Origin of the sequence: Endozoicomonas sp. (assembly GCF_051008435.1) — a bacterium.
In the GTDB taxonomy this organism is placed as follows: domain Bacteria; phylum Pseudomonadota; class Gammaproteobacteria; order Pseudomonadales; family Endozoicomonadaceae; genus Endozoicomonas_A.
The window spans coordinates 1-16,982 of sequence record NZ_JBPCXO010000496.1; the positions used below are offsets into that span (position 1 = coordinate 1).

17 protein-coding genes are annotated in these 16,982 nt (G+C 47.4%); 7 read left to right on the plus strand and 10 right to left on the minus strand.

Translation table 11 applies throughout. The features are described from left to right. Positions 1–108: zinc ribbon domain-containing protein (locus ACR2PX_RS24700; RefSeq protein ID WP_433997355.1), on the plus strand; the 108-nt coding region annotated here is incomplete at its 5' end. On the opposite strand, the gene ACR2PX_RS24705 is transcribed toward ACR2PX_RS24700, so the two are convergent. The 10 genes from ACR2PX_RS24705 to ACR2PX_RS24750 all read right to left on the minus strand — a co-directional run bounded on the left by ACR2PX_RS24705 (position 82) and on the right by ACR2PX_RS24750 (position 9,973). Beyond that, on the minus strand, positions 82–360 hold the full coding sequence (locus ACR2PX_RS24705) for an AraC family transcriptional regulator ligand-binding domain-containing protein (protein WP_434002029.1): 279 nt from the start codon (positions 358–360) through the stop codon (positions 82–84). The genes ACR2PX_RS24700 and ACR2PX_RS24705 overlap by 27 nt on opposite strands. A gap of 103 nt (positions 361–463) precedes the next feature. Next, positions 464–817 (minus strand): hypothetical protein, encoded by a 354-nt coding sequence (locus tag ACR2PX_RS24710; protein ID WP_434002013.1) that lies wholly within the window; start codon positions 815–817, stop codon positions 464–466. 112 nt (positions 818–929) lie between these two features. Then, entirely contained in the window at positions 930–1,436 is a 507-nt protein-coding gene (locus ACR2PX_RS24715) for a phosphoribosyltransferase (RefSeq protein ID WP_434002014.1), read from the minus strand. A 460-nt stretch (positions 1,437–1,896) separates the two neighbouring features. Continuing rightward, on the minus strand, positions 1,897–3,702 hold the full coding sequence (locus tag ACR2PX_RS24720) for an AMP-dependent synthetase/ligase (RefSeq protein ID WP_434002015.1): 1,806 nt from the start codon (positions 3,700–3,702) through the stop codon (positions 1,897–1,899). A gap of 88 nt (positions 3,703–3,790) precedes the next feature. Then, the gene (locus tag ACR2PX_RS24725) at positions 3,791–4,123 is read right to left on the minus strand and encodes a hypothetical protein (RefSeq protein ID WP_434002016.1); all 333 of its coding nucleotides are present in this window, start codon (positions 4,121–4,123) and stop codon (positions 3,791–3,793) included. Between the two features lie 63 nt (positions 4,124–4,186). Beyond that, on the minus strand, positions 4,187–5,629 hold the full coding sequence (locus ACR2PX_RS24730; RefSeq protein ID WP_434002017.1) for a TrkH family potassium uptake protein: 1,443 nt from the start codon (positions 5,627–5,629) through the stop codon (positions 4,187–4,189). 59 nt (positions 5,630–5,688) lie between these two features. Next, complete coding sequence (locus ACR2PX_RS24735) at positions 5,689–6,801, minus strand: hypothetical protein (RefSeq protein WP_434002018.1); 1,113 nt, start codon at positions 6,799–6,801, stop codon at positions 5,689–5,691. A 118-nt stretch (positions 6,802–6,919) separates the two neighbouring features. Continuing rightward, positions 6,920–7,897 carry an acrylyl-CoA reductase (NADPH) gene (gene acuI / locus ACR2PX_RS24740; protein ID WP_434002020.1) on the minus strand — a complete coding sequence of 326 codons (978 nt, stop codon included), beginning with the start codon at positions 7,895–7,897 and terminating at the stop codon, positions 6,920–6,922. Between the two features lie 82 nt (positions 7,898–7,979). Beyond that, entirely contained in the window at positions 7,980–8,990 is a 1,011-nt protein-coding gene (locus ACR2PX_RS24745; protein ID WP_434002021.1) for a hypothetical protein, read from the minus strand. Between the two features lie 110 nt (positions 8,991–9,100). Continuing rightward, entirely contained in the window at positions 9,101–9,973 is an 873-nt protein-coding gene (locus tag ACR2PX_RS24750) for a LysR family transcriptional regulator (protein WP_434002022.1), read from the minus strand. A gap of 218 nt (positions 9,974–10,191) precedes the next feature. On the opposite strand from ACR2PX_RS24750, the gene leuC reads away from it, so the two are divergent. The 6 genes from leuC to ACR2PX_RS24780 all read left to right on the plus strand — a co-directional run bounded on the left by leuC (position 10,192) and on the right by ACR2PX_RS24780 (position 16,485). Beyond that, entirely contained in the window at positions 10,192–11,640 is a 1,449-nt protein-coding gene (leuC, locus tag ACR2PX_RS24755) for a 3-isopropylmalate dehydratase large subunit (protein WP_434002023.1), read from the plus strand. A gap of 4 nt (positions 11,641–11,644) precedes the next feature. Next, complete coding sequence (leuD, locus tag ACR2PX_RS24760) at positions 11,645–12,292, plus strand: 3-isopropylmalate dehydratase small subunit (RefSeq protein WP_434002024.1); 648 nt, start codon at positions 11,645–11,647, stop codon at positions 12,290–12,292. 106 nt (positions 12,293–12,398) lie between these two features. Then, positions 12,399–13,478: a 3-isopropylmalate dehydrogenase gene (gene leuB / locus ACR2PX_RS24765; protein WP_434002025.1), complete on the plus strand. Its 1,080-nt coding sequence runs from the start codon at positions 12,399–12,401 to the stop codon at positions 13,476–13,478. A gap of 71 nt (positions 13,479–13,549) precedes the next feature. Beyond that, the gene (gene asd, locus ACR2PX_RS24770) at positions 13,550–14,671 is read left to right on the plus strand and encodes an aspartate-semialdehyde dehydrogenase (protein WP_434002026.1); all 1,122 of its coding nucleotides are present in this window, start codon (positions 13,550–13,552) and stop codon (positions 14,669–14,671) included. A 312-nt stretch (positions 14,672–14,983) separates the two neighbouring features. Continuing rightward, positions 14,984–15,337: a DUF305 domain-containing protein gene (locus ACR2PX_RS24775; protein ID WP_434002027.1), complete on the plus strand. Its 354-nt coding sequence runs from the start codon at positions 14,984–14,986 to the stop codon at positions 15,335–15,337. A gap of 86 nt (positions 15,338–15,423) precedes the next feature. Continuing rightward, the gene (locus ACR2PX_RS24780; RefSeq protein WP_434002028.1) at positions 15,424–16,485 is read left to right on the plus strand and encodes a hypothetical protein; all 1,062 of its coding nucleotides are present in this window, start codon (positions 15,424–15,426) and stop codon (positions 16,483–16,485) included. The last annotated feature ends 497 nt before the right edge of the window (positions 16,486–16,982 follow it).

A 16,982-nucleotide genomic window follows, 5' to 3' on the forward strand; every position in this document is an offset into this window, starting at 1 on the left:
TGGGTCTGTTCAGAGTGCGGAGCTGAACATCTGCGTGACGTAAACGCAGCAAGAAACATTCTTGCGGTCGGGCATGACCGTCTAGCTGTAGGAATCCCCGTTCTTTAGGGCGGGGAGGATGTCAAGAGTTTCTGTATTGAAAAAACTGTACAGATTGCCTTTTGTCAGATGTTTAAAGTGTTCCTGAGTCTGAACAATGGGGGCACTGAGTTCTTCCGACGCAATAAGAATGCTGTTTTCTGGCTGGTCAAAACGGATAGGACATTCAAAGTGATAACGATACTCGCTAAGACTGAACATCGGAGGCCCCATCAGGTTAACCGTCAATGGGGTAATGGCCTTACCAGAGAGCGAGGCTATAAACCATGCTCAGCTGATTGGAGGAGTTAATATCCTTACTTTTTTGCTGATATCCATAGTGCAGCAAGTAAGCGGTTGCTCCATCCTCCGATACTCTGAATAACTACGGATGATCTTGAGAGAGGTCTTGTTCCAGTAAGAATTCATGGGCCCGGATGAGTGCTTTTTTCAGATCGGAACTGGCTATCAGATTCAGTGCCATTTCTCTGAATGCCCCCGGCTTGAGTCGGTAACTCGAGCTTAATTCGGTGGCCTCAGCCTGGGATTGATCTGAAATCATTCGGTAAAGCTGATGAAACTGACTTTCGGAAACGGCCAGTTCAGAACCCTTTTCCGAAAGAGGGTTTATGGCTATACCTGTATCCCTGGACAGTTTTTCTATGTCGCAGCCTTCCTGGGCAGCAGCCGTGAGAAGAGGGATGACGTAATTATCAGGTATATGATACTTGTCATTCATCCAGCGGTACTCTCAGCTTTTCGTCTAACCGGTTAGAATTTTACAGAATGTCCCAGTGGTTTTCGATAGTCTCTGGTTACAGGTCAGCCAGTCTGACTGACCTGCAAGGTTCTTATTTGCCAAACTGATCGATATTTTCAGCATCCCAGGCGTAATTGATCCAGTAATCGTGGATGTCTTCACCGGTAAAGAAGTGACTCAGCTTTTCTGGCAGGGTGCCTTTCTTTTCTTTTAACTTATTGTGTACGACGAAGGCTGAAAATTCTGTGTCAGGGTGTTTATCAAACAAATGGTTCAGGGTGAATTCGAGTGTTGTTCTCTCATCATCGACTTCATCAATCACCAGAACCTTTTTGCCATCCAGATTAGTGTCAGGCTCTAGCCATTGCAGTTTGATGGGCGTTTCAGAAGGCGCAGTACCAATCTCATCGCTGTAGCGTGTGAGGGAAACCGTCAGAATAGGCTTATTGATATAGGTGCGCATAATGCGTGCCGGGATCAGACCGCCACCACCAATAGCCAGCAGGTAGTCAGGTTCGAATCCGGACGCTTTGATCTTCTCTGCAGCAGCACGAATGGTGTTATGGATGTTGTTATAAGTGAAATTATATTGCTCCATGAGCACTTAAACCTTTAGGTGGATGAAGGGGTTGTTGACGTTTTGTTTTCGTGCTCAGCAGTTCCTGGAGCATTCAGGGCCAGGCGCAGTAGAGCAGGAATACCACAATGTCTTTCAATCTACTGGAACACAGTCATGGATGCTCCAGGAACTGTCCTTTGGATGCTCCGAAAAGCGGCCATCTCGGTAACTGCTCCTGCGTTTCTCTAGCTCTTGCATCCATGCAGTCGTACTGCGTTAAGTCTTCTTGAAGTAGAAAAGCTACATCTGCGTCGCCTTGCCTGGTATATGACCGCTTTTCGGCAGCACTGAGCCCAAAACAAAACGTCAATAACCCCTTAGGGCAAAAAACTGAAGCGGCGAAGGATAGGCGACTTGGTAGTGATCAGGCAAGTAGGGCTTTCCGCTGCAGCAGTAAGAGGGTCAGGTCATCCTTTTACGAATGACCTGCTGTGAGTGCTTAGCGCGACGGAATAGGTTTATACATGGCTTCAATCTCCTTACGGAAACGCTCCATGATGATCTTTCTGCGTAATTTCAGTGTAGGCGTGATCTCTCCCATTTCGATGGAGAACTCACGGGGTAGCAAGGTGAATTTCTTAACCTGTTCGAAGCGGGCCAGCTCGCTCTGAATGTGATCCAATCGGTCCTGAAACATAGCCTGAATATCCGCATTGCGGATCAGCTCCATTTTACTTTCGTATTTCAGGTTCATGCTCTTCGCGTGCTCTTCCAATGCTTCAAAAGCCGGCACAATCAGGGCAGAAACATAGTTCTTGGCGTCAGCAACGATGGCGACCTGTTCAATAAACCGGTCTTTGCCCAGCGTTCCTTCTATGTACTGAGGAGCAATATACTTGCCGTTGGACGTTTTCATTAATTCTTTGATGCGCTCGGTGATACGCAACTGACCTGTTTCATCGATCAGGCCTGCATCCCCGGTTTTTAACCAGCCGTCAGCATCAAAGGTTTTGGCGGTTTCGTCAGGCTTTTTGTAGTAGCCGCGCATGACTGTCTGGCCTTTGACCAGAATTTCACCTTCCTGTCCGATCTTGACCTGAATGCCCGGAAGAGGTGTTCCACAACTACCAAACTGATAGCCGGTATCCCGGAAGCAGGTTACCGTTGCGGTGGTTTCAGTCATGCCATATCCGACTTTGACATTGATGCCCAGAGCGTGAAAGAAACGGTTGATCTCATCGTCAAGACGGGCACCACCGCAAGGCATGAAACGAATCTGGCCGCCCAGTTTTTCTTTGATTTTGCCGAACACCAGCTTGTCTGCCAGCTGGTTCAGGCTTTCCATATAGCCTGGAACTGTCTTGCCCTGGCGTTTCAACTCCATGGTGCTGAAGCCAATTTTCATTGCCATTTTGAAGATGGCACGTTTTACCGGTGATCCTTTCTGAATCATGGTGTTGACACCGGTATAAATTTTCTCGTAGAAGCGGGGAACGGCACAAAGAACTGTAGGCTTGAGGGTTGGCAGTACGTCTGCAATCTTGGTTGGATCTGTCAGGTAACAGTTGACTGCTCCCCGGGTAAGAACGTAGTAGCTCCAGGCCCTTTCAAAAATGTGGCTCAGGGGCAGAAAGGCAATGGACACGTCTGTGTGATCAAGATGGATCAGATGGTCATGGGCTTCAAAAGAAGCACTAATGCTGGTGTAGTCCAGCATTACGCCTTTGGGCTGGCCTGTGGTTCCTGAGGTATAAATCAGGGTGTAAAGATCATCCAGAGACAGGTTGTCCAGTCTGTTTCTCAGTTCTTCACTGTCTGCAGGGGCAGAAGCCAGAAAGTCGTTGAATGTTTGAGCCTCAGTACAACCTTTCAGGTCGGTCTGGGGATCAAAAACGATAACGGCCTTCAGACAGTCACATTTCTCAAGCAGTTCAAGAGCACCATCGAACTGTTCCTGCTTACCGACAAACAGCGTTGAAATCTCTGCATCTTCAATGATGTAGCGAGCCTGTTCAGCGGTGCTGGTTGGATAAATAGGTACAGTCACACAGCGGGTTTGCAGGGTGCCCAGGTCAGCAATAGTCCATTCAGGGAGGTTTTGTGACCAGATCCCGATATTGCTTTGAACCGGGAGTTTATCTGCCAGCAGGGCGCGGGAAACCTGGTCGATTTTTTCTCCCAGCTGCTGCCAGTTCATGGCTTGCCATTGGTGGTGGCTGGAAAAACGGATGGCCGTTTGACAGCCGTTATTATGAGTACGCTGACGAATCAGACTAACAAGGTGCGACGGAGGATTATCATTCATTGGCAAGCAATATACATCTTCTGGAAGTGTCTGGTTTTAATGATCTGAAAAAACGACACTTTCTGCTTATGGCTGATTTGATCAAGCATCAAACAGATTGAAGCCTGCTTTCAATGCTATCGTTGGCGGCGAAGAATACTACAGGAGTGTGAATAAATACTATTTGATTTACATCAGTTACTGAGGTGAGTGCGGGTCTTTTTTGTAACCGTTTGTACTTTATTAAATCAGCCATCCTTTTTTGCTCAAGGGGGATGAGAGGGGAGTATTCAATAAGCATGTTATTTATGTAGACGTTGAATTTTATATAGGCGCGTTCAGACAGCCTGATGACCTGGCTTCTTTTATCCATTCTGTATGACAAGAAAAGGTTGAACGGACGATGTTTCATTTTCGTGGTGCCCAAGGTATCAACACCCATGGGCTCCAGAAATCAGTAAACATTTGTCGGTCTTGAGCCAGTCAGGCTCCAAACGGGTTGTACTCAGTCCTTCCAGAATGCAGGAGTAAAGAGTACCAGTACTGTAATAACCTCCAGTCTGCCCATCAGCATACCTACACTTAGTAACCACTTGGCCGCATCCGGTATTGATGCAAAGTTACCAGCAGGCCCAATGGTGTCCCCAAGACCAGGTCCCACATTGGCTACGGCTGTTGCTGCGCCACTCAGGCTGGTGACAAGATCCAGTCCCAGCAGACTCAAAAGCAGAGTTAGAGTGGTGGTCAGGAGTGCAAAAAAGAAGCAGAAAGCGATCAGGGATCTGAGGATGTCACTGGTGATTTGTTGGCCATTGTAGCTCTGAACAAAGCAGGCTCTCGGATGAGCCAGTTGTTTCAATTGAATCCCTAACAGGCGTGCACCAATCTGAAAGCGAAAAACCTTGATACCGCCTGCCGTGGAGCCTGAACAGCCGCCAATAACTGTCAGACACAGAAACAGGGTGGCGGCAAACCCGCCCCATGTTGTGTAGTCCGTCAATGCATAACCGGTAGTTGTGATAACAGATACGGTATTAAAGGCGACCAGGGTCAGTGACTTGAACAACGAATAGTCGCTGTTCATATACAACCAGAGTGTGAAGAGACCCCACAGAATGAGCAGAAAGTTCAAATAGGCCTGAACCTGATTGTCTCTGAGTAATGACTGAGGATCACCTCTGAGAAACTTCACGAACAATACAAAGGGCAGTGAGCCGAAAATCATGAACAGGGTAGCTACCCAATGAATGAAGGGGTTCTGAAAATGAGCCATGGAGCTATCAGATGTAGAGTAGCCCCCGGTTGAAAGGGTGGTCATGGCATGATTGATGGCTTCAAACCCGTTCATACCACCCAGAAAGTAGAGGTAGGCACAAAAGATTGTCAGACCGAGATAAATAAAAACGATCCGTTTGGCAATGCTGCCAGAACGGGGCATGGCCTTGTCGGACCAGTCTGAAGATTCGCTCTGAAACAGGCGCATGCCCCCGACCTTAAGAAAAGGCAGCACAGCCACCGCCAGAACAATAAAGCCTATGCCTCCAAGCCATTGAAGCAGTGAGCGCCAGAGCAAGACACCAGTATTCATGTGATCAAGGCCGCTCAGAACAGTTGAGCCAGTGGTTGTGATACCTGACATGGTTTCAAAAAAAGCATCGGTGTAGCTGATATCCAATTCTAGATACAGAGGCAATGCCGCAAAAGCACTGAGTGTAAACCAGGAGGAATTGGTCAAAAGGAATATCTGTCTGGGCTTCAGACTGAATACTGGTAAACGACAAAAATAGAATAAAGGTAAGCCGATCACCAGTGTGATCAAAGCGGACAGAGCAAATGAATACACGCCGTCTGCACCGGTTAGCAGATCATACAGGGCTGGTAGTAGCATCAGTACTGACAGGACCATCAGGAAAAGACCTATGACGAACAGAACAGGGCGGACATTCATGGTGGTTTCAGTTCAATCAGTAAAACCTCGAACTATTGCACTTAAAGGGTTCGAAGTAATTAAGGGTTAATACGGGGCGAACGGTGGCACTGGCTGAAGTGTTTGAGTACATGGAGTATACGATGATTGAATACTTCCCGATGTTCCTTACTTAAAGGAGCAATAAGTGAGAACGATTCAAAATCGACCGACTGGATATAACCTTCAAGCGTTTTTGCAGGATCTTCCTGGTTGGAAAGGTCGTTCAGTTTTTCTCGTACGCTGTCAGAGACGAGGCATAACCGGTAAAGAACGTGTGGCTGGTACTGTTGTTGTTTCTGCCCCGTTACATCATCAAACTTGCTTAGCGCAAAGTCATAACCTTTGCCAAAACTTCGCTCGTTGTCGTAAGCAATCAGTCGCTGGTCTGAGGATCTCCCAAGGTTATGAACAGGGTGAGAATACATGCTGCTGTTCTGCTCGAGATTGACCAGTGTATTGACCAGTCGGTCGTTTTCGCCGTTGATATAGTCCTGAATGATAAGGTTGGACCACTGATACATCTCTGACATGGAATCATGGCCTCTGGTTCTTGGACTCAGTATTTTCTTTGTTCTCAATATTTCAGGCAGCTTAACCTCCGACAGGTTCTGGTAGTAGTGACTGACAACCAGATAATCGCCTTCATGCCATCCCATTCCTGTCAATTTGGACTTCCAGGGTTGCCAGATGTCGTGAGCATAACGGAGTCGAGTAACGACTATAGCTGGAATATTCGAAGTGCCTAGCCATTGACTGAAGTGGTAGCTGTAGAGTTCGCCCCGGATCGCTTGCTGGAATCGTGGGTAGCGTTCAATGCAAGCCATTTGTCCTGTATCAGAGCTGACAAGAATATGGTTGTTGTTTTTTCCGCAGAACCCTGAATGGAGAAAGACATCTCGGCTAGCAAGAAAGTTTTTGAGTTCAACCTGAGTTTGCAGATGGTCAGGTGACAATGTGGATCTTAGAAGGTAGTAGGGCGGAGAAGCCTGAGTCAGGCCACTCAATAATATCAGAGACAGGTATACCAGAAAACTTGAAAGGGTGATGCATGGCAGCAGAGGTTTTAATAGGCAGGTATTGGACAAATGTTCCGGATGAAAATTAGAAAAAACATTGGACTTTGAAGAATGTCCGAAACCTGTCTGAATCATAGAGCTGCAACCTTGGGACGTCGGGAGGAGTTACAGTCTAGTTCAATATCTGGAGAGGGGACTCAGTCATAAACTGCCATAAGCCATGAAAATAAATGAGTCCCAATAGTGTACCGGGTTAAATTCTTACGATCACACGGCCGGTAACCTGACCCTCTGTAATGGCTTCAGCGTATTCAGCGATGCCTTCCAGAGCTACTTCCTGGCAGGCCAGGTCGTAAAAACTTTCTGGCAACAGTTCGACCAGCTTTTCCCAGGCCTGGGTGCGCCTTTCTATTGGGCACATAACAGAGTCCACACCTTGCAGGTTTACTCCTCTGAGAATGAAAGGCATTACGGTTGTGGGAAGATCAAAGCCGCCAGCCAGTCCACAGGCTGCAACGGTACCACCATAATTCATTTCAGAAAGCACTTTGGCCAACAGCTTGCTGCCTACGGTATCCACAACACCTGCCCACATTTGTTTGTCCAGTGGACGGGCAGATTTTTCAAAACGGCTTCGTGGAAGGATCAGTTTGGCGCCCAGATTAACCAGCATGGCTGAGTTTTCGGGACGACCCGAAACTGCAACAACGTCGTAACCGAGTTTGGACAATAAGGCTACAGAAACGGTGCCGACACCGCCGCTGGCACCCGTGACCAAAATCTCGCCTTTTTCGGGTGTCACACCGGACTGTTCCAGAGCCATAACGCACAGCATGGCTGTCAGGCCGGCTGTGCCGATCATCATGGCTCTTCGGCTGTCGAGCCCCTCAGGCATATTCACCAGTTGACTGGCTTTGACCCTGGCTTTTTGAGCCATGCCACCCCAATGGTTTTCGCCGACTCCCCAGCCGGTGAGTATGACCTTGTCGCCTTCGGAAAAATCAGGGCTGGCAGAGTTGATCACTGTGCCTGCAAAATCGATGCCCGGAACCATGGGGAAATTGCGAACAATTTTTCCCTTGCCAGTGATAGCCAGACCATCTTTGTAGTTCAGAGAGGAATAGTCGACAGCCACAGTCACTTCCCCTTCGGGTAAACGACTGTCGTCCAGTTCCTGGACAGAAGATACAGTGGTCTTGCCTTCCTGCTCTAGCAACAGCGCCTTGAACATACAGCACTCCATCAGTTCAATGAAAGATAGAGGCATTATGGGGGCGGGTCAGCGAATAACAATGGCTAGGGTCATCGAAGAATTAGAAGCCCATAATCAATTTTTCGAATCCCGATGAATGCAGGTAAAAATAAGGAAGAAGTGGAGCAGCAGCATTGGACAAACTACCCGTTGATGTCAGCGTGCCTAAACCACTGTCATGGTCCAACGATCCCTGATTGGTTTTCAGGTTTGTATAATTCGGCTGTTTGACGGGAGTATTGGCTTTTACTCTGACAGCGGTTTCCTGTTCGAGTTCTTTCCGAAGTGTGTCTCGTCGATAGGTGACGGCTTGCCCATGTTTAAACTGGTATTCAATCAGTTCCACTTCGCCATTACGGTATATGGTTTGTCCATTTAATAAGTAAAATCCAGGACGAGTGGATTCAAAAAAAAGGACTTGAGAATCCCAGTAAAGGTAATGAAGCGTCTCGTCATTCTCCCGTGCTTCGCGCTGATCCAGAAAACGGATCTTAATAGGATGTTTATAAATACTCAGGTCATGAAGCTTTTGATGCCTGCCGAATTGTGGAAGGTCTCTGACACTCATTGTTGTGAAAAACTCGATCAGATCGGGATAGAAGAAAGGTGGTGTCAAAACCTCTGCCGGATAGCGCATGATTCTGTTTAGAAAACTGGAGTCAAAAACGGTAGAGGTCAGCCAGTGGCGGTAATCATAAACATTGGTTTTGAGGTTCTCCGTTTTCTGATACCTGACTCGACCCAGGTTAATATCGATCAGATTGGCCTGATGTTTTTCCTGGTAGGGGGCCAGAGTAGTCCAGACAATCAATCCTGGAACAGGCGCTCCAGATTGATAAAACTGTTGCAAGGTCATTTTCTGGATATCAGAAGGTTGCAGTAAAAACTGCTGAACACTGAAAGAAGGTGTGCTTTGGCGGTAAACGACCCCAAGATGATGGTCATTCACGGCAATTCGGAACATCATCACAGCGCTGGCAGTGCCGCTTAACAGGCAGATGAACAGCGTCTGTAGAATTCTCTGTAATGGCCGAATGCCAAAAGTCCCTGATAAAGATGAAGCTTTGTACACGTTTTTTTAGAGGTTTTCCGCCCAGAATCAGGCAAGTGTAGCTTCGAAAACGTGTTTTCGAATAATGCTTCACAAGTTTTCTTCAGTCCGACAGGCTACTGGACTGTTTTTCAGTCAGCTTCCTGATTCAGCAGGCCGAGAAAGGCATTGGCTGCATTCGACAGGGTTCGCTCTTTATGAATGATGTAGCCGAGTTTTCGTGAAGGAGTATGGCACTGTGTTTTCAGTGCAACGAGATCATCGTCTAGCATTGAGGCAGGCAGTATGGTCCACGCCAGTCCAATCGAGGTGAGCATTCGGATCGTTTCAAGATAATTGGAAGACATGGCTGTTTGTAGAGACAAGCCTTCTTCTTCAAACAGTTTGCGAACCAGTCGGTAAGTAAACGTGTTTGAGCCTGGCAAAATCGCCTGATGCACACTCAGTTGCTGAGTGCTGACTTTTTGTAGTCTGGATAAGGAGTGATCTTTAGCGGCCATAAAAACCAGCGGGTCATCCCAGATAAGATGTGATTGAAAGCGGTCGGGGTTGTCAGGAGACAGTGTGATGATGCCGAGCTCAATTTCTCCCCGGCTTAACATCTCGTAGGCCACTTCAGAATCCACAAAGTGAATGTCCAGTTTGACCTCGGGATAACGTTGGGAATACTCTCTCAAAATGTTTGGAAGTCTGCGTAAGCCTATGTGATGACTGGTGGCCATGGCCAGAGGGCCCTTCACCTGGGTTTTCAGATTGCTGACTTCTTGCCGGGTATCTTTCATCAATTCCAGCATCTGACGGGCTTTAGGAAGCAGAACTCGACCTGCTTCGTTTAAATTGATCTGTCGACCGGTTCGATCAAACAATTGGGTATCAAGATGGTTTTCCAGAGCCGCAATTCGCTTACTGATCGCAGGCTGGGTCAGGTGCAGCTTTTCTGCAGCCAGTGAAAAGGAGTTGCACTCGGCAACGGTCAGAAAGGCAGTAAGGCTCGGTATATCCATTTTCAGTTAACAGTCATCAGTGGCGAGTTGAAAGGGGTCTAAGTTAGTTGGCTCAATCAAATCATCTGTCTGTCACCCACTGTGAGCTGATCGCTCCTCATTGTAAACGGTAGTATTCCTAATAGTTATTAATAGCATGAAAAAGATGAATTTGAGTAATCTGTTCCTTCGTTCTAGGATACCCTTAAAATGAAAGTGCTGTAATGAGGGTTCAGCTAATGGCAGGTAAGACGCTTTATGACAAGTTGTGGGACAACCACCTTGTCCGTCAAAGGGACGATGGTTCGGCTTTGATCTATATCGATCGTCAGCTGCTACACGAAGTTACCTCTCCTCAGGCGTTCGAAGGTCTGCGCCTCGCTGGCCGAAAGCCATGGCGTATTGATGCCAACCTGGCAACGCCCGATCATAATGTGCCCACTACCGTCAATGAGCGCAAGACCGGTATTGAAGGCATTGAAGATCCTATCTCCAAAATTCAGGTTAAAACCCTGGATGAAAATTGCAATGCTTTCGATATTGTCCAATTTGACATGATGGACACCCGTCAGGGCATTGTTCATGTAGTGGGTCCGGAACAGGGGGCAACGTTACCGGGCATGACCGTGGTTTGTGGTGACTCCCATACTTCGACTCACGGTGCTTTTGGTGCACTGGCTCATGGCATTGGAACCTCTGAAGTTGAGCATGTCATGGCTACCCAATGTCTGGTAGCCAAGAAAATGAAGAATATGTTGGTGCGTGTCGACGGAGAGCTGGGACTAGGTGTCACACCTAAAGATGTGGTCCTGGCCATCATCGGGAAAATCGGTACCGCTGGTGGTACTGGCTCTGCAATAGAGTTCGGTGGTGATGTGCTTCGTGCCATGAGTATGGAAGGTCGAATGACCGTTTGTAATATGGCCATCGAAGCGGGTGCCCGTGCGGGTATGGTCGCAGTGGATCAGATCACTGTCGATTATGTAGAAGGTCGTCCTTTTGCTCCTGAAGGCGACCTCTGGGATAAGGCCGTTGAAGCCTGGTCGGATTTGCATTCTGATGCCGATGCTGTCTTTGATGAAGTGGTCGTATTAAAAGGCGAAGAGATCAAGCCTCAGGTGACTTGGGGTACTTCCCCTGAAATGGTTCTGCCTGTTGATGCTTATGTACCGTCTCCTGCTGATGCGGTTGATGAAACCAAGCAGGAAGGTTACGAAAGAGCCCTGGAATACATGGGGCTGACGGCAGGCATGCCGATTACGGATATTCCAGTTGATCGAGTCTTTATCGGTTCTTGCACCAACTCACGCATTGAAGATCTCAGAGACGCAGCAGCTGTTGTAAAAGGTCGGAAGGTTGCTGAAACGGTTAAGGAAGCTTTGGTCGTTCCCGGCTCCGGCCTGGTGAAAGAACAGGCTGAAGCAGAAGGCCTGCATAAAGTTTTTGAAGCGGCTGGTCTGCAATGGCGTGAGCCGGGCTGTTCCATGTGTCTGGCTATGAATGCAGACAAGCTGGGAGCGGGTGAGCACTGCGCTTCCACTTCTAACCGTAATTTTGAAGGTCGTCAGGGCTTTGGCGGTCGAACTCATTTGGTGAGCCCGGCTATGGCGGCAGCTGCTGCGGTAACAGGTCATTTTGTTGATGTACGGCTCTTGATGAATAAAGAAGTGATGGGACAGGGGGCTTAACACCATGAAGGCATTTACTATTCATACCGGCCTGGCGGCGCCTCTTGATCGTGCCAATGTTGACACGGACATGATCATCCCCAAACAGTTTTTGAAATCCATCAAGCGCAGTGGCTTTGGACCTAATCTGTTTGATGAACTGCGCTATCTGGATGAAGGTCAGCCAGGCCAGGATTGCTCGGCTCGTCCGTTGAATCCTGATTTTGTATTGAATCAGGATCGTTATCAGGGCGCGTCTGTCCTGTTGGCTCGTCAGAACTTTGGTTGTGGCTCCAGTCGTGAGCACGCCCCCTGGGCACTGGATGACTTTGGCTTTCGCTGCGTGATTGCCCCCAGTTTTGCCGATATTTTCTACAACAACTGTTTCAAGAATGGAATTTTACCCATCACGCTGTCGGAACAGGCGGTTGATGAAATCTTCAATGAGATTGAAGCTCAGGAAGGTTATCAGCTGAAAGTTGATCTTGACCGACAAAAAGTGGTCAAGCCGGATGGCAGTGAACTCAGCTTTTCGGTTGATGAGTTCAGACGTCATTGCCTGCTTAATGGTCTGGACGACATAGGTCTGACATTGCAGGATGCGGATGCAATCAAAGCTTTTGAAGGGCGTCATCGCGAAAGCCAGCCCTGGTTGTTTGACGCGATTCACTGAGCTATTCACTGAGCTATTCATTGAAAGTAAACAAAAATTTTTCAAACAGCGGGATGAGAGGTTTATGCCTTTTCATTCCTGCTGCTCTGGTAAGAGGTAAAGGGAAGTGAGTAAACAGATTTTATGCCTGCCCGGCGACGGTATCGGTCCTGAAATTGTGGCCCAAGCCTTGAAAGTCCTGGATGTCGTCAAAACACGTTTTGGTCTGGATATTGAAATCAGTGAAGGCTTGGTAGGCGGTGCCTCTCTGGATGCCCATGGTGTTCCCCTGACCGATGAAGTTCTGGCTGTGGCGAAAAAGTCTGATGGTATTCTTTTTGGCGCAGTGGGTGGTCCCAAGTGGGATGACCAGCCCATGATGAATCGTCCTGAACGTGGTCTGTTGAAGCTGCGTTCCGAAATGGGGCTGTTTGCAAACTTGCGCCCAGCCATGCTGTTCCCGCAGTTGGCTGAAGCCTCCAGTCTGAAGCATGAGCTGGTGGCAGGTCTGGATATTCTGATTGTTCGTGAGTTGACCGGTGGTATCTACTTTGGTGAGCCAAGAGGTGTTCGTACCCTCGAAAGTGGTGAGCGCGAAGGTTATAACACTTATGTTTATCGTGAGTCTGAGATCAAGCGTATTGCCAGGGTGGCTTTCGAAGCGGCCCAAAAACGTGGTGGTCGACTGACGTCTGTTGATAAATCCAACGTTCTGGAAGTGACTGCGCTGTGGCGTGAAATTGTTTCAGGTATGGGTTCTGACTACTCCGATGTCGAGCTCAGCCATATGTATGTTGATAATGCTGCCATGCAGCTGGTTCGTGCGCCGAAACAGTTTGATGTGATGGTCACCGGCAACATGTTTGGCGACATTCTGAGCGACTGTGCTGCCATGCTGACCGGCTCCATTGGCATGCTGCCATCCGCCTCCCTGAACGAAGCCAATCAGGGTATGTATGAGCCTGTTCATGGTTCTGCTCCGGATATTGCCGGTCAGGGTAAAGCCAATCCGCTGGCCCAGATTCTCTCTCTGGCTATGTTGCTGCGTTACTCCCTGGGTGAGATCGAAGCGGCTGATGCTATTGAGAAAGCAGTCAGCGATGTTCTGGATCAGGGGCTGCGCACCGGTGATATTGCTTCAGAGGGTTGCACATTGGTAGATACCTCCGAAATGGGTAATGCCGTAGTGGCTTGCCTTCAGCGTTGAGTTAACAGTTTTCAGTTGTCAGTGAGCAGCCAGGAGGTTGCTCACTAAGGTCAAGGTTTCGAGGGACAGTTATGAAAAAGGTCGGTTTTGTCGGCTGGCGAGGTATGGTCGGCTCTGTATTGATGGATCGTATGCGTGAAGAGAATGACTTTGCGAATATTGATCCGGTCTTCTTCACCACTTCCCAGCATGGGCAGCCTGGTCCACTCATCACTAGAGATTCGGGCAAGCCTGTTGCAGCACTGCAGGATGCTTACTCGGTTGAAGCTCTGGCTGATATGGATATCATCATTTCCTGTCAGGGTGGAGATTACACGAATAAAGTGATCGAGCCTCTGCGTGAAAGTGGCTGGAATGGTTATTGGGTCGATGCCGCTTCTTCTCTGAGAATGAAGGACGACAGTGTTATTGTTCTGGATCCGGTGAATCGTCCGGTTATTGATCAGGCTATTGATTCTGGCGTTAAAAACTTTATTGGCGGAAACTGCACCGTCAGCCTGATGTTGATGGCCATTGGTGGACTGTTTCGAGAGGGGCTGGTGGATTGGGTCAGTGCCATGACTTACCAGGCTGCCAGTGGCGCCGGTGCCCGTAATATGCGCGAACTGATTACTCAAATGGGAGTGATTCGTGACAATGTTGCACAAGAGCTGGCTGATCCTGCCAGTGCCATTCTGGACATTGATCGCAAAACGTCTGATTTATTACGCAGTTCTGATCTGCCTCAAAGCGAATTTGGCGCTCCTCTGGCAGGCAGTCTGATTCCGTACATTGATCGACAGCTGGAAAACGGTCAGAGCCGTGAAGAGTGGAAGGCTCAGGCTGAAACCAACAAGATCCTCGGTCTGGACGGTCAGGCTCTGGTGCCTGTAGATGGCGTTTGTGTTCGTATTGGTGCTATGCGCTGCCACAGTCAGGCGTTGACCATAAAGCTGAAGAAAGATGTGCCTCTGGCAGAAGTGGAGAGCATTGTAGCCAGTGCCAACGACAGGGTGTCTCTGATTCCAAATGACCGAGAGGTCACTATGGAAAAGCTGACGCCTGCCGCCGTGACTGGCAGCCTGGATATTCCAGTCGGTCGTATTCGCAAGTTGAATATGGGGTCTGAGTATCTGTCTGCCTTTACAGTAGGCGACCAGTTGTTGTGGGGAGCCGCTGAGCCTCTGCGTCGTATGCTGGGTATACTGCTCTGATCTTTTCTGGTCAGGGGTGTCAATGACGCCTCTGACCTGTTTGTACGCTCTTATCTTAATCATTCCTTACTCTATTCCACTCAGACTCTCTTCTGCATGATTCCTGTTTTTTCTTTAGAAATGGTTTTGTATTTCACGTTGTTCAATGGAATGAGAGAAATTTTTAAAAAAAATAAATAAAATTGGAAATAAAATAATAACTCGCGTCGTCTTTAGAGATAAGAAAGCATTTTGACGATATACAGGGTTATTGATTAGCGACTGTGTTTTGAAGAAATGAAAAGTATTTGACGTCTATAGAGTGATGTTGCTTTGAAAAAGATTACGCTGCTGGCTTGCATGGTATTTCCACTGACGGTTTTTGCTCATAACGGTGTGGATCATTCGGCCAAAACTGGAAATGATTTTCAACAGAAAAATAGTCAGGCCATGATCAAAATGCATCAGGGAATGGAGCGTGCCGGCTACACCGGCGACAATGATACTGACTTTCTGAGAATGATGATTCCTCACCATGCTGGCGCTGTAGATATGGCTGAAATTATTCTGGAAACCTCCAAGGATGAGGAGTTGAGAAATCTGGCTCAGGGTATTATTACTGATCAGAAAAATGAAATTAAAATCATGAACCAGCTTCTTGAAATGAAGCAGGTCGAGAAAAAGTAAATCCGCGCTAATTAAACCTTCAATATTTTTTATTCATTGGTTTTAAATTGAAGGTTTGTCATATTTTGAAAATGGAAGAGATCTAAATGAAGAAGTTTGGTTTACCAGTGATTGCTGCTTTGGCAATGAGTGCAAATCTATCTTTTGCTACCGATTTGGTTTATACCGCTAACCAGAATGATAATACTGTATCGATCATCAATGCTGATGACATGACCAAAGTGGGGGATCTGAAGCTGGGTTTGCCAGCGGGTGAGGCCAAGATTTTCAGCCCACTTTATAATGGTCAGATCAATGTTCATGGTCTCTCATACTCGCCTGAAAGGCATGAGCTAGCAGTCGTATCGACAGTAACTAACTCTGTCGTATTTGTTGATACCAATACCGGCAATGTAAAAAGAACGGTTTATGTGGGGCGAAACCCTCATGAGCCTCGCTATAACAATGGTGAAGTTTGGGTGACGGTTCGTGGTGAAAATCATGTAGCCGTTGTTAATCCCGACAGTGGTGAAATTGCCAAGAAAATTGAGCTGAGCTCAGGTCCCGGTATGGTTACCTTTGGCAATGATGGGCATTATGCTTATGTGTCCTCCAGTTTTAATGATGATTTCTGGATTGTGGACACAACATCAAAAGATATTATCAAGACGTTAAAAATGCCTTCCAATTTCTCTCCATTCCTGAACACTTCTCCGGATGGCAAGGAAGTGTGGGTTGGGCATAAAGATAATGGTCATGTTACCCGTATCGATACTAAAACCATGGATATCATTGAAACGTTTGAAACCGGTAAGGTGAGTAATCACCTGACGTTTGCCAACAACAAGGTTTATGTCACGGTAGGAGGTGAGAACAAAATCAATGTCTATACCTATGGTACAGAGAAGGCTGGGCTGGTTAAGACAATCAAGACTGAAACCCTTCCTCATGGTATCTGGGGAAGTGATGATGGCAAGTATGTCTACTACGTTAACGAGTTGAGTGCTACGGCTCAGGTTATCGATACTGCAACTGACAAGGTCATTAAAAAGCTTGAGATTGGTGCTTTGCCTCAGGCTCTGGTTTTCGCAAAGAATGCCACCGATAATGTTGCTGCCGTTAAGGAAAATATTAATAAAGAGGTTTCTTTCAGAGGCCCAAGAAAGTAATACTCTATTCTGGACCTGTCTCTGACAGGTCTGGCATGACTTTATTATTGAAAATATCCAATTGATGCTATACGCCTGTCTATTGGTCTGCAGTGAGCCATTTTTTTGCTGTGGTTCTTCTGTACATCAATAGACAGTCTTCACTTCCTTTCCTTTCATAATCAAAAAATCTTTCTCGGTTTCCCGGTATATCGTCTCGGAAAATCATGTTGTGGTATGTCAGGTTGGCATTCTCCTTCTGTGAAATTCTGAGCAACGACTATTATTAGATTCGTTCAGCCTAGTGCTAGGAGCCTGTCGGACTTAAGACTATTTCGGCCTAAATTCCAGAAAGAACGGCCCAATTATTCGAAGAATTCGATTAAATAGGTCAACTATTCTCACGAATCCATCGAATAATTCGACTCGCTCTACTGAAATTTATGCTCGAAAGCATAAGTCCGACAGGCTCCTAGTCAGACATAATTCCCCTCTGCCAAATTTAGGTGTTTCAATGC

What these genes read in the sequence shown, in the direction of transcription:
- ACR2PX_RS24710 (WP_434002013.1), bottom strand. Translation starts at nt 817, where the DNA reads ATGAATGACAAGTATCATATACCTGATAATTACGTCATCCCTCTTCTC.
- ACR2PX_RS24715 (WP_434002014.1), bottom strand. Translation starts at nt 1,436, where the DNA reads ATGGAGCAATATAATTTCACTTATAACAACATCCATAACACCATTCGT.
- ACR2PX_RS24720 (WP_434002015.1), bottom strand. Translation starts at nt 3,702, where the DNA reads ATGAATGATAATCCTCCGTCGCACCTTGTTAGTCTGATTCGTCAGCGT.
- ACR2PX_RS24725 (WP_434002016.1), bottom strand. Translation starts at nt 4,123, where the DNA reads ATGGGTGTTGATACCTTGGGCACCACGAAAATGAAACATCGTCCGTTC.
- ACR2PX_RS24730 (WP_434002017.1), bottom strand. Translation starts at nt 5,629, where the DNA reads ATGAATGTCCGCCCTGTTCTGTTCGTCATAGGTCTTTTCCTGATGGTC.
- ACR2PX_RS24735 (WP_434002018.1), bottom strand. Translation starts at nt 6,801, where the DNA reads ATGATTCAGACAGGTTTCGGACATTCTTCAAAGTCCAATGTTTTTTCT.
- acuI (WP_434002020.1), bottom strand. Translation starts at nt 7,897, where the DNA reads ATGTTCAAGGCGCTGTTGCTAGAGCAGGAAGGCAAGACCACTGTATCT.
- ACR2PX_RS24750 (WP_434002022.1), bottom strand. Translation starts at nt 9,973, where the DNA reads ATGGATATACCGAGCCTTACTGCCTTTCTGACCGTTGCCGAGTGCAAC.
- leuC (WP_434002023.1), top strand. Translation starts at nt 10,192, where the DNA reads ATGGCAGGTAAGACGCTTTATGACAAGTTGTGGGACAACCACCTTGTC.
- leuD (WP_434002024.1), top strand. Translation starts at nt 11,645, where the DNA reads ATGAAGGCATTTACTATTCATACCGGCCTGGCGGCGCCTCTTGATCGT.
- asd (WP_434002026.1), top strand. Translation starts at nt 13,550, where the DNA reads ATGAAAAAGGTCGGTTTTGTCGGCTGGCGAGGTATGGTCGGCTCTGTA.
- ACR2PX_RS24780 (WP_434002028.1), top strand. Translation starts at nt 15,424, where the DNA reads ATGAAGAAGTTTGGTTTACCAGTGATTGCTGCTTTGGCAATGAGTGCA.